At 66.4% G+C, this 11,624-nt stretch carries 10 protein-coding genes; 8 read left to right on the top strand and 2 right to left on the bottom strand.

Annotated features, from left to right (window positions below):
• Positions 1 to 316, bottom strand: a 316-nt coding sequence (locus tag F6X42_RS32515; RefSeq protein WP_187638108.1) for a hypothetical protein, incomplete at its 3' end; no start/stop codon positions are given.
• A gap of 3 nt (positions 317 to 319) precedes the next feature.
• Here F6X42_RS32515 and F6X42_RS45360 point away from each other — a divergent pair.
• From F6X42_RS45360 to F6X42_RS32500, 3 genes are all read left to right on the top strand, one after another.
• Complete coding sequence (locus tag F6X42_RS45360) at positions 320 to 3,328, top strand: hypothetical protein (RefSeq protein ID WP_187638107.1); 3,009 nt, start codon at positions 320 to 322, stop codon at positions 3,326 to 3,328.
• A gap of 189 nt (positions 3,329 to 3,517) precedes the next feature.
• Positions 3,518 to 3,658 carry a hypothetical protein gene (locus F6X42_RS32505; RefSeq protein WP_187638106.1) on the top strand — a complete coding sequence of 47 codons (141 nt, stop codon included), beginning with the start codon at positions 3,518 to 3,520 and terminating at the stop codon, positions 3,656 to 3,658.
• A gap of 42 nt (positions 3,659 to 3,700) precedes the next feature.
• On the top strand, positions 3,701 to 3,838 hold the full coding sequence (locus F6X42_RS32500) for a hypothetical protein (protein WP_187638105.1): 138 nt from the start codon (positions 3,701 to 3,703) through the stop codon (positions 3,836 to 3,838).
• Between the two features lie 537 nt (positions 3,839 to 4,375).
• Here the strand turns inward: F6X42_RS32500 and F6X42_RS32495 are convergent.
• On the bottom strand, positions 4,376 to 4,522 hold the full coding sequence (locus F6X42_RS32495) for a hypothetical protein (protein ID WP_187638114.1): 147 nt from the start codon (positions 4,520 to 4,522) through the stop codon (positions 4,376 to 4,378).
• 371 nt (positions 4,523 to 4,893) lie between these two features.
• On the opposite strand from F6X42_RS32495, the gene F6X42_RS32490 reads away from it, so the two are divergent.
• The 5 genes from F6X42_RS32490 to F6X42_RS44430 all read left to right on the top strand — a co-directional run bounded on the left by F6X42_RS32490 (position 4,894) and on the right by F6X42_RS44430 (position 11,586).
• Positions 4,894 to 6,567, top strand: coding sequence for an ABC transporter substrate-binding protein (locus tag F6X42_RS32490; protein ID WP_187638104.1), 1,674 nt, complete (start codon positions 4,894 to 4,896; stop codon positions 6,565 to 6,567).
• Between the two features lie 40 nt (positions 6,568 to 6,607).
• Positions 6,608 to 7,636, top strand: a complete 1,029-nt coding sequence (locus F6X42_RS32485; protein WP_246530323.1) for an ABC transporter permease — start codon at positions 6,608 to 6,610, stop codon at positions 7,634 to 7,636.
• Positions 7,633 to 8,547, top strand: coding sequence for an ABC transporter permease (locus tag F6X42_RS32480; RefSeq protein WP_246530322.1), 915 nt, complete (start codon positions 7,633 to 7,635; stop codon positions 8,545 to 8,547). Before F6X42_RS32485 ends, F6X42_RS32480 begins: the two co-directional genes overlap by 4 nt.
• A complete protein-coding gene (locus F6X42_RS32475; RefSeq protein WP_187638103.1) occupies positions 8,544 to 10,733 on the top strand; it encodes an ABC transporter ATP-binding protein in 2,190 nt (729 codons plus the stop codon). Before F6X42_RS32480 ends, F6X42_RS32475 begins: the two co-directional genes overlap by 4 nt.
• A 439-nt stretch (positions 10,734 to 11,172) precedes the next feature.
• A complete protein-coding gene (locus F6X42_RS44430) occupies positions 11,173 to 11,586 on the top strand; it encodes a hypothetical protein (protein ID WP_187638102.1) in 414 nt (137 codons plus the stop codon).
• Positions 11,587 to 11,624 lie beyond the last annotated feature (38 nt).

The raw sequence follows: 11,624 nt of genomic DNA, 5'->3' as shown, positions 1-11,624 counted from the left end.
CGTTGTCGATCACGATGATCGTGTCGCCCGGCTCACCCTTGCCCACCAGCGTCGGCTGCGTGTCGTCCGTGCTCTCCCCATTGCCCACCGGACCCTGGATCGGACCCACGTGGTCAATGACTTCGCCCAGCGACGGCGTGTCCGGCACATCGGGCATCGTACCGAGCCTCACATGGGTAGTCGGGCTCGGCAGCGAGACGTGACCCTCCGCGTCGCTCACCGTATAGGAAATGTCGAACTCCGTCTCCAGGTTGACCAAGTCATTCGCCGGGATAAGCACCTTAATAACCCCCTGGAAACCGTCGATCAACGACACCTCGTGCTCGTAAGTCCTGCCGTTCCAGTCCAACGTGATCGTGTCGCCCACGGCCATGCCCGCATAGACCGGGATAAGCACCCACGTGCCGTTGCTGGCCTCCGCCGCGTCGATTACACCGTCTGCCATCTCCGGCACCTCAGGCGCCTTCAGGTCCGTCCACGGTTCCGGTACTTCCGGTACGTCGGCATCAGCATCAGCGTCCGCATCCGCGTCCGCATCCGCATCCGCATCCGCATCCGCATCGGCATCGGCGTCAGCGTCAGCGTCAGCGTCAGCGTCACCGTCGGCATCACCGTCGGCATCAGCGTCGGCATCCGCATCCGCATCCGCATCGGCATCGGCGTCAGCGTCAGCGTCGGCATCAGCGTCGGCATCAGCGTCGGCATCCGCATCGGCGTCCGCATCCGCATCGGCATCCGCATCCGCATCCGCATCCGCATCAGCGTCCGCATCCGCATCCGCGTCCGCATCCGCATCGGCATCCGCATCCGCGTCGGCATCCGCATCAGCATCAGCATCAGCATCCGCATCCGCATCCGCATCCGCATCCGCGTCAGCATCCGCATCCGCATCCGCATCAGCGTCAGCATCGGCATCGGCATCGGCATCGGCATCGGCATCAGCGTCAGCGTCAGCGTCAGCGTCAGCGTCAGCATCCGCATCCGCGTCGGCATCGGCATCCGCATCCGCATCCGCATCAGCATCGGCGTCCGCATCGGCATCAGCATCGGCGTCAGCATCGGCATCCGCATCGGCATCCGCATCGGCGTCCGCGTCCGCATCAGCGTCCGCATCGGCATCCGCATCCGCATCCGCATCCGCATCCGCATCGGCATCCGCATCCGCATCCGCATCCGCATCCGCATCCGCATCCGCATCGGCATCGCCGTCCGCATCCGCATCCGCATCCGCGTCGGCATCGGCATCGGCATCAGCGTCCGCGTCAGCATCGGCGTCCGCATCCGCATCCGCATCGGCATCCGCATCCGCATCCGCATCCGCATCCGCGTCAGCATCGGCATCGGCGTCGGCGTCGGCATCCGCATCCGCATCCGCATCCGCATCGGCATCGGCATCGCCGTCCGCATCCGCATCGGCATCCGCATCCGCATCGGCATCCGCATCAGCGTCAGCGTCAGCATCCGCATCAGCGTCAGCGTCAGCATCGGCGTCCGCATCGGCATCGGCATCCGCATCGGCATCCGCATCCGCATCCGCATCCGCATCCGCATCCGCATCCGCATCCGCATCCGCATCCGCATCCGCATCCGCATCCGCATCAGCATCAGCATCCGCATCCGCATCCGCATCGGCGTCAGCATCGGCATCCGCATCAGCGTCCGCATCCGCATCGGCGTCGGCGTCCGCATCCGCATCCGCATCGGCATCGGCATCGCCGTCCGCATCCGCATCGGCATCCGCATCCGCATCGGCATCCGCATCGGCATCCGCATCAGCGTCAGCGTCAGCATCCGCATCAGCGTCAGCGTCAGCGTCAGCATCGGCGTCCGCATCGGCATCGGCATCCGCATCGGCATCCGCATCCGCATCCGCATCCGCATCCGCATCCGCATCAGCGTCAGCATCGGCGTCGGCGTCGGCATCCGCATCCGCATCCGCATCCGCATCGGCATCGGCATCGGCATCGGCATCGGCATCGGCATCGGCATCGGCATCCGCGTCGGCGTCCGCATCCGCATCCGCATCGGCATCGGCATCGGCATCCGCATCCGCATCCGCATCCGCATCCGCATCCGCATCAGCGTCGGCATCGGCGTCCGCATCCGCGTCAGCGTCAGCGTCAGCGTCAGCATCGGCATCCGCATCCGCATCCGCATCCGCATCAGCGTCGGCATCGGCGTCCGCATCCGCATCCGCGTCAGCGTCAGCGTCAGCGTCAGCATCGGCGTCCGCGTCGGCATCGGCATCGGCATCGGCATCGGCATCAGCGTCAGCGTCAGCGTCAGCATCCGCATCGGCATCGGCATCCGCATCCGCATCCGCATCCGCATCGGCGTCCGCGTCCGCATCAGCGTCCGCATCGGCATCGGCATCCGCATCCGCATCCGCGTCGGCATCGGCATCGGCATCAGCGTCCGCGTCAGCATCGGCGTCCGCATCGGCATCGGCATCGGCGTCGGCGTCCGCATCAGCGTCCGCATCGGCATCGGCATCGGCGTCGGCGTCGGCGTCGGCGTCGGCGTCCGCATCAGCATCAGCATCCGCGTCGGCGTCCGCATCCGCATCCGCATCCGCATCCGCATCCGCATCGGCATCAGCATCCGCATCCGCATCCGCATCCGCATCCGCGTCCGCGTCGGCGTCGGCGTCGGCGTCCGCATCCGCATCCGCATCAGCGTCCGCGTCAGCATCGGCGTCCGCATCAGCATCAGCATCCGCATCCGCATCCGCATCCGCGTCAGCGTCAGCGTCAGCGTCAGCATCAGCATCCGCGTCGGCATCCGCATCGGCGTCCGCATCGGCATCGGCATCGGCGTCCGCATCCGCGTCAGCGTCAGCGTCCGCATCGGCATCCGCATCGGCATCCGCATCGGCATCCGCATCGGCGTCCGCGTCCGCATCGGCATCGGCATCGGCATCCGCGTCAGCATCCGCATCCGCATCCGCATCCGCATCCGCATCAGCATCGGCGTCCGCATCGGCATCGGCATCGGCATCCGCATCCGCGTCAGCATCGGCATCGGCATCGGCGTCCGCATCGGCGTCCGCATCGGCATCGGCATCGGCATCGGCATCCGCATCCGCATCGGCGTCCGCATCGGCGTCCGCATCGGCATCGGCATCGGCGTCCGCATCAGCATCAGCGTCCGCATCGGCGTCCGCATCGGCATCGGCATCGGCATCGGCATCAGCATCAGCATCAGCATCAGCATCCGCGTCCGCGTCCGCGTCCGCATCCGCGTCCGCATCCGCATCCGCATCCGCATCCGCATCTTCTTGCTCACCCGGGGGCGTCTGCGCATCCTCAACTGGATTTACGCCCCCTGAGCCGCCACTCTTACCGCCGCTGGCGGCAGCAATCCCTGCACCCAGCGCTGCAAGCGCACCCAGACCCAAAAAGCCGAGACCGGCAACGCCCATACCAGGCGCGGCTACGACATTTGGGCTAAACCCGTTCAGTTGCTGCGCGCCCAGCACCAGAGGCGAGTCGGTGCCGTCCACAAGGAAAGCGGCCTCATGGTCATTCTCGCCGTCTGCAGCGATATATTCGTGATACGCCCCGTCTTCGCCCAAGCCGATCAGTTCGCCTTCATTGCCGTAAAAGTCTTCGATGATCAGTTGCGGTTGGTCGAGTTCCGTCCCTTCCAGGCTGATTAGAAGTTTCTTGCCGGAACGGCGTACGGTAATGTTTTGAGGAGCATGGCCAGTATCGTTGTGGGCCAGAATGAACTTGCCACCCTTGATGGCGTGGATATGAATGGGTGCGCCTTGCGCGGAATCGCGCAATTCGACCGTCTGCTTGATCGTGCCGCCGTCAATGACGGCCAGCTTCACTGAACTCGTACTCACAGTAATATTCCTTTATTTCAGAGTGGGCGCGCTGGCCCAACTGGCCAGCAAATGGATGGGAAATCGTGACCCGGTTGCCGCCGGATTCATCTACGTTCATTTTTGATAAGTGCGCCGGAAAACAAAACTGGACCGATCCGTTTTCCATTAGGACTGGAACGAAAACGATGTTTGGTTGGGAAATCAGGCAGGGCAATCACCCGAGGTGGCTGTTAAGGAATGTCCGGGAAAACTCCGGCGCTGAGATCCCGGTGAACTATCCCGGGAGTACAAGAGTCAGTCGCGGGGAAACTTGACTTCCCCCCCCCCCCGAAATCTCGCCTAGGACCTCCTGAGAAGTACGCCCGGCTTGATCCGCATTGCCGATACTTTCCGCGGTCGGCGCTGTGCGAGGTCCTGTCAGCGAGGGCGAATTCAACCGGTCGATGCAATAGTTCGCTCGAACCGTTCGGCTGGCGTTTCGTAGTTCAGTGTCTTCTTCGGACGTTCATTGATCTTGTCGTCGAAGCCCGTGAAGCGTCGGTCCTATTTGGGAATCAGCAGCGGTTCGAAGCTGCCATCCCGTTCGCGCAGCACCTCGATGCAGATCGGGCTTATAGCAGGCCGCCCTATTGTCGAATGCCAGATGAGACCGTCGAAGACATCAGCTTTCTCGCGCACGGCCTGGTCCATGGAGAGACTGATCTACACCGCAGGTTTCAAGATTCCTGCCTTGATGAGTTCGAAGACGCACCTCGCCCGGCGCAGTTCCGCCAATCCGTCCGCAATGGCGGCCACCTCCCGCGGGCACGCGTCGGGTAACCGTTGTGACGACGACACACCGCGCGCCATTTCTCGGCCGATCGGCTAGCGCGGCGCGCCGCCGGTGCGCCAGAGCCGCGAGCAATCGCTTACACTGAGACCGCTCTGCGCAGCGTTGCGCTTTCGCGATCGGGGGCCCGCCACCTCGCGCCGCTCATCGGAAAGCGCGCTGCCCCTCGCGCCGTCGCGCGGCTCACGCGACGCCTCGGAACCAGCAACAGAACGGACTGGACACGCCATCGATGAAAACGCCAGTGGACCGATTTCTCGCACCTGACGCATTGGACGTAGCCCGCCTCACCGCCGACGCCTACGGCAACCACGCCCTCGACGAGTTGCTCGCCGGCCGCATCACGCGCCGCGAACTGCTGCGATACGCAAGCGTGATCGGTCTTTCGCTCGCGGGCGGCAGCTTGCTCGGTGCGCCGCGTGCGAGGGCGCAAGGTGCGCCCGCCACGTCGAACCAGACGATCCGTGTCGCGCATCTGACGCCGGCGGGCGCCGTCGATCCGCTGACGGTCACCGACGCCGCGAGTCTCGCGCTGCTGAACCAGACCGGCGAGTTCCTGATCGACGACGACGGCGAGAAGCTGATGCTGAAGCCCGCGCTCGCGCTGTCGTGGAAGCCGAACGACAAGGGCGACGTGTGGACCTTCAAGTTGCGCCCCAACGTGAAATTCCACGACGGCCAGAGCTTCGGCGCGAAAGACGTCGTCGCCACCTTCAACCGTCTTGCCGATCCCGCGAGCGGCTCCGCCGCGCTGTCGGTGTTAAAGGGCGTACTGTCGAAAGGCGGCGCGAAGGTCGTCGACGAACATACGGTGGAGTTTCATCTCGACGCGCCGACCGGCAATTTCCCGTACTACGTTTCCTCGGACAATTACAACGCGGTGATCCTCCCCGCCAACTTCGCGGGCAACTACGAAAAGAGTTTCATCGGCACCGGCCCGTTCAAATTCGAAAAGTACCAGCCGAAGGCCGGCGCATCGTTCGTGCGCAATCCCGACTACTGGGGCGAGAAAGCGTTACCGCAACGCGTACAGTTTTCGTTCTATGCCGACGAACAGGCGCAACTGCTCGCGTTGCAAGGCCACCAGGCCGACGTGATGGGCACATTCACCGTGCAGGGCGGCGCGGCCATCCTGAACAATCCGGACTACAAGGCGGTCGGCGTCAAGTCGAGCGCGCATCGGCAGATTCATATGCGCAATGACAGTCCGCTCTTCAAGGACAAGCGCGTGCGTCAGGCGCTCGCGTTGTCGCTCGATCGCGACGTGATCGTGCGCGGCCTCTTCAAGGGCCGAGCGCAACTCGGCAACGACAGCCCGTTCGCGCCGGTGTTTCCATCGTCGGATGCGGGCGTGCCGCAACGCCGGATCGACGTCGCGAAGGCGAAGCAGCTGCTTGCGCAGGCCGGCGTGCCGAACGGTTTCGACGTCACGCTGACCACCGAAAAATACATGGAGATCCCCGACCTCGCAGTCGTCGTGCAGAACGCCGCGAAGGCGATCGGCGTGCGCATCAACCTGAAGGTCGAGACTCAATCGCTGTACTACGGCGCGGGCACGCCGGGCAAATCCGACTGGCTCGACTCGCCGCTCGGCATTACCGACTACGGCCATCGCGGCGTGCCTAACGTGTTCCTCAACGCGACGCTGACGAGCAACGGCACATGGAACGCCGCGCACTTCAAGAATCCGCAGTACGATCAACTGGTCGCGCAGTTCGTCGCGGCGATCGATCTCGCCACGCAGAAGAAAATCTCCGGACAGATTCAGACGCTGCTGCTCGACGAAACGCCGTTCATCATCCCGTTCTTCTACGATCAACTGATCGCGATGCGCAAGGGCGTAAACGGCGTGCGCTTCACCGCGCTCGCGCAACTGTATTTCGATCGCGCGACGCTGAGCGCGTAAGCAGCGCGCCGTCCGCCTCACTTCCGCAGGAGAACTCACGATGTCGGCTCCGGCGCCCTCTCCCGCCTCGAAGGCATCGCGTTTGCCGCGCGCGACGAACAGCAACGCGGGCCGCGTCGCGCGCTTTCTCGCGACGCGCGTCGGCCTCTCGCTGATCACGCTATGGCTGCTGTCGCTGATCGTGTTCGCGGGCGGTCAGCTGCTGCCCGGCGATATCGGCCGCGCGGTGCTCGGGCCGCTCGCCGATGCGCGCGCGGTCGCCGCGCTCGATCATCAGCTTGGCGCCGACCGGCCGCTGCTCACGCAGTACATCGACTGGATCACGCATTTCGTGCGCGGCAATATGGGGTTGTCGTACGCATACCGTGAACCGGTCGGGCCGTTCATCACCGATGCGCTCGCGCATTCGGCGAAGCTCGGCCTGCTCGCGTTCATCGTCGTCGTGCCGCTCGGCATCGCGGGCGGCGTGTGGTCGGCGATGCATGCGGGACGCTGGCTCGATCGCACGATCAGCATTGCCGGCTTGTCGGCGACCGTGGTGCCGGAGTTCGTATCGTCGATCGTGCTGATCCTCGTGTTCGGCGTGTGGCTGCGCTGGCTGCCGATCGAGGCCTCATATCCGGCCGATGCGGGCGTGCTCGAACAGCTGCGGCACCTGGTACTGCCGGTGCTGCCGCTCGTCTTCGTATTCTTCGGCTACATCGCGCGGATGGCGCGCGCGGGCACCGTCGACGCGCTCGACGCCGACTACACGCGCACCGCGATCCTCAAAGGCCTGCCGCGCCACGTCGTGATCTGGCGGCACGTGCTGCGCAATGCGCTGCTGCCGACGATCACCGTCGCCGCCACCCAACTCGGCTACATGATCGGCGGACTCGTGGTGGTCGAGACGCTGTTCCACTACCAGGGCATCGGCTCGCTGATCTACAACGCCGCCAAGGCGAAAGACTTTCCGATGCTCGAAGCGGGCGTGCTGACGATCGGCGTCGTCTACACGCTCGCGAATCTGGTCGCCGATGCGCTGCACGTGCTGCTCAATCCGCGGCTGCGCGTGAGGACCGCCGAATGAATACGACCATGCCGCCGGCTTCATCGACGCCACCAGGCTCGCCCGCGCCAGGCGCACCAGGCCCCGCGCCGCGCGCGGCCGCCGAACCGCGCTTCCCGCGTCTGCTGCTACTGCTACGTTCGCCGACCTTCATCGTGGGCGCGCTGATCGTCGCGTGGTGGATCGTCTGCGCGATCGCAGGGCCGTGGTTCGTGCATCTCGATCCGTACGCGTCCGATCCGCTCAATTCGCTGACGCCACCCGATCTCACGCACTGGTTCGGCACCGATCAGCTCGGCCGTGACGTGTTCTCACGCGTGATCGTCGGCGCGCGCGACATTCTGACGATCGCGCCGCTCGCGACGCTGCTCGGCACCGCGGCGGGCACCGCGCTCGGCCTGCTGGTCGGCTATTTCGACGGTTGGGTCGACGACGTGATCGGCCGCGTGATCGACGCGGTGCTCGCGCTGCCGCTCGTGATCATCGCGCTGCTCGCGCTCGCGGCGGTCGGTGCGTCGAACTTCACGGTGATTCTCGTGATCGGCATTACGTTCACGCCGATCACCGCGCGCACCGTGCGCGCCGCCGTGTTCGCCGAGCGCCATCTCGACTACGTGGCCGCCGCCCAACTGCGCGGCGAGCGCGCGCCGTACATCATGTTCGCGGAGATCCTGCCGAACGTGCTGCCGCCGATCGTCGTCGAGGCGACCGTGCGGCTCGGCTACGCGATTTTCGCGGTCGCGACGCTGTCGTTTCTCGGCTTCGGCATCCAGCCGCCGTCGGCCGACTGGGGGCTCGCGCTGTCCGAGTCGTACACGCTGATGGCTGGCGGCGCGTGGTGGACCGTCGTGTTCGCGGCGGGCGCGATCGCGTCGCTGGTAGTCGGCGTCAATCTGATCGCCGACGGCGTGCAGGGGGTACTCGACCGATGAACGGACCGCCGCCCTCCTCGTTCGCCGCGTTCGACGTGTCGAAGAGCGATCGCACCGATGCGCTGACCGTGGTCGGCCTGACGGTCACCTACCGGATCCGCGGACGCGATCGCGAAGTGCTGCAGGACGTGTCGTTTCGCGTGCGGCGCGGCGAGGCTTATGGACTCGTCGGCGAATCGGGTTGCGGCAAGTCGACCGTGGCGATGGCGACGCTGCGCTATCTGCCGCGCAATGGCAAGGTGAAAGCCGGCAAGATCGTGATCGCCGGTGAGGACGTGCAGAAGCTCGGCGCCGATGCGCTACGCGGCATGCGTGCGACGACCGTGTCGATGGTCTATCAGGACCCAGGGCGCGCGCTCAATCCATCGTTGACGATAGCGCGTCAGGTTTCCGAAGCCTTCGAGGCGGCCGGCGTCGCACGCGGCGAAGCGCTGCGGCGCACGCTCGACATGTTGAAGCGCGTGCGCATCGCGGCGCCCGAGCGCGTGATGGACAGCTATCCTCATCAATTGTCGGGCGGCATGCAGCAGCGCGTCGTGATCGCGATGGCACTCGCGTCGAACCCCGCGCTACTGATACTCGACGAACCGACCACCGGGCTCGACGCGACCGTCGAAGCCGAAGTGCTCGACCTCGTCGCGCAGTTGCGCGAGGAGCTCGGCACCGCCGTACTGTTCATCAGCCACAATCTCGCGGTGATCGGGCGCATGTGCGAACGCGTCGGCGTGCTGTACGCGGGCAAGCTGGTCGAGGAAGGCGCGACGCAGGATGTGTTCGCACGGCCGCGTCATCCGTACACGGTCGGACTGCTGCGCTGCCTGCCAACGGCCGGGCGCAGCAAGGACCGCGAGCGGCTCGATACGATCGCGGGCGGCCTGCCGCTGCCGGGCTCGGTCACGCAAGGCTGCATCTACGCAGAGCGCTGCCGTCTCGCCGACGAGCGCTGCCGCCGCGACGCGCCGCCGCCCTATCGGCTCGGCGCCGCGCACGGCGATCAGATGGCGCGCTGCCATTATCACGAGCGCGCGATCGAACTGCCGCGCGCAGCATCGAGCGCGGCGCCGGTGCTGGTCGCATCCTCCGATGCACCGCCGCGCGCGCCCTCGTCGCCAGTCCTGCGGGCGCGCAACCTGTCGAAAACATTCCACGTATCCGGCGCCCCGCTGCGCGCGGTCGACGACGTGTCGCTCGAACTCGCGAGCGGCGAAACGCTCGGCCTCGTCGGCGAATCGGGCAGCGGCAAGACGACGCTCGCGCGGCTGATGCTCGGCCTGCTCGCACCCGATGCCGGCAGCGCGCTCGAACTCGACGGCGCGCCGCTCGCCGCACGCGTCACACGACGCAGCGACGAGCAGCTGAAGTCGCTGCAGATCGTGTTCCAGAATCCGGACTCGGCGCTCAATCGCGCGCATTCGGTCAAGCGGCTGATCGGCCGTGCGCTCGCGCGCTTCACCGCGCTGCGCGGGCCGGAGATCGACGCACGGCTTGCGACGCTGACGGACGCCGTGCGGCTGCCCGCGCGCTATCTCGACGCGCACTCGCGCCAGCTTTCGGGTGGACTCAAGCAGCGCGTCGCGATTGCGCGCGCGTTCGCCGGCGAACCGCGCGTCGTCGTGTGCGACGAGCCGACTTCATCGCTCGACGTGTCGGTGCAGGCCGCGATCCTGAACCTGCTCGCCGACTTGCAGCGCGAGCGCGGCGTCAGCTACGTGTTCATCTCGCACGATCTGCACGTGGTGCGCTATGTGTCGGATCGCATCGCGGTGCTCTATCTCGGCCGGCTGCTCGAAATCGGCCCGGCGGCGGCCGTGTTCGATGGGCCGCAGCATCCCTATACCGAGGCGCTGCTGTCCGCGCTGCCGACGCTGCCGGGTGACGGCGCGTCCGGCGAGCCGCGGCAACGTACGCGTATCCGTCTCACGGGCGAGCTGCCGGGGCCGGGCGCGATGCCAGTTGGCTGCGTGTTTCACACGCGATGTCCGCGCAAGCTCGGCGCGATCTGTGAGCAGCAGGACCCGCCTTTCGCCGATGCGGGCGGCGCCGCGAACTCGCCTTCCGCGCACCGGATTCGCTGCCATATTCCGGTCGCCACACTGCGCGAGCTGCAGAGCGAGCCGCGCGACGACAACGCCGGCAGCCCGACGAACGGCGGCCACGCCGACGACGCGTCGCGAAACGCCAGCTAGCGTCGCCTCGAGCCTCGTCTACTTCGCAGGATGCGGCGTCACGCGTCACACCGCCCCACTTAACGAATCCCGCGCCGAAACCCGCTTTCGCGTCCGCGCGTTTCATCGCCGCAACGTTTTCAGGCGGTTTTGCGGCGTGGCCGCCGCGCATCCCGATACCGCCCGCGTCGCTTCAAGGCTTTGCGGCGCGTGGCATGGATATCGCTATTGAGTGGCCAGAGATTCGAAGCCAAACCGGGCGCGCAACACCGCGCACATCCGCACGACGAGCGCCCTCACGCGATGGCGCGACATCGGCGATCAGCGCGGCAGCGACGCACGGACAACTTCGACAGAACGGACTCGGGGCGCGACGAACCCGCGGGCAGACAGGTCGGCCGCTGCCGGAGCAGTTATCAAGGCGGCAGCGAGTGCCGTCCTTCGCTCGGGGAGAAGCGCGATGAAGACCGGAAAATTCAATCAGTTCTACTGTGCAATGATGCGCGGCACGGTGATCCTTGCGGGAGTGTCGGCGCTGACGGGCGAGATCGCGCACGCGGCATCGACGGACAAAATCCCGCGCTGGATGGTGCTCGCCGACGCGTTGCGAGCGCAACCTGGCGACTCCTCGCCGTTGCTGCTCCCGCAGAACGACGGCGCGGCGACCGGCGCCGGGGCCGGCACCGCGACGGCCGCCGACGATGCGGCCGCGGTGTTCGCACCGGCCGGCTGCGGCGGGCTCGACGCTCCGGGCTGTGGCCGGCTAGGTGGTGGCAATGGCGGTGGCGGTGGCGGCGCGGCGGGGTCGAGCGATAGCGGTGCTGGCGCAAGCGGCAACCGCCGGGGCGGCGGGTTCAGGGAGCGGGAACGGTAGTGGTACTGGTACTGGTAGTGGTTCGGGTGGGGGCGGTA

This window comes from Paraburkholderia podalyriae (assembly GCF_014397785.1).
GTDB classification, from domain to species: Bacteria; Pseudomonadota; Gammaproteobacteria; order Burkholderiales; family Burkholderiaceae; genus Paraburkholderia; species Paraburkholderia podalyriae.
The sequence above is the reverse complement of the archived record's forward strand: the minus strand, read 5'-3'. Positions and strand labels throughout refer to the sequence as shown.

Bases quoted from the DNA above. Each gene is read 5' to 3' on its own strand.
- F6X42_RS32505 (WP_187638106.1), top strand. From the start codon at position 3,518: ATGGTCATTCTCGCCGTCTGCAGCGATATATTCGTGATACGCCCCGTC.
- F6X42_RS32500 (WP_187638105.1), top strand. From the start codon at position 3,701: ATGGCCAGTATCGTTGTGGGCCAGAATGAACTTGCCACCCTTGATGGC.
- F6X42_RS32495 (WP_187638114.1), bottom strand. From the start codon at position 4,522: ATGGACCAGGCCGTGCGCGAGAAAGCTGATGTCTTCGACGGTCTCATC.
- F6X42_RS32490 (WP_187638104.1), top strand. From the start codon at position 4,894: ATGAAAACGCCAGTGGACCGATTTCTCGCACCTGACGCATTGGACGTA.
- F6X42_RS32485 (WP_246530323.1), top strand. From the start codon at position 6,608: ATGTCGGCTCCGGCGCCCTCTCCCGCCTCGAAGGCATCGCGTTTGCCG.
- F6X42_RS32480 (WP_246530322.1), top strand. From the start codon at position 7,633: ATGAATACGACCATGCCGCCGGCTTCATCGACGCCACCAGGCTCGCCC.
- F6X42_RS32475 (WP_187638103.1), top strand. From the start codon at position 8,544: ATGAACGGACCGCCGCCCTCCTCGTTCGCCGCGTTCGACGTGTCGAAG.
- F6X42_RS44430 (WP_187638102.1), top strand. From the start codon at position 11,173: ATGAAGACCGGAAAATTCAATCAGTTCTACTGTGCAATGATGCGCGGC.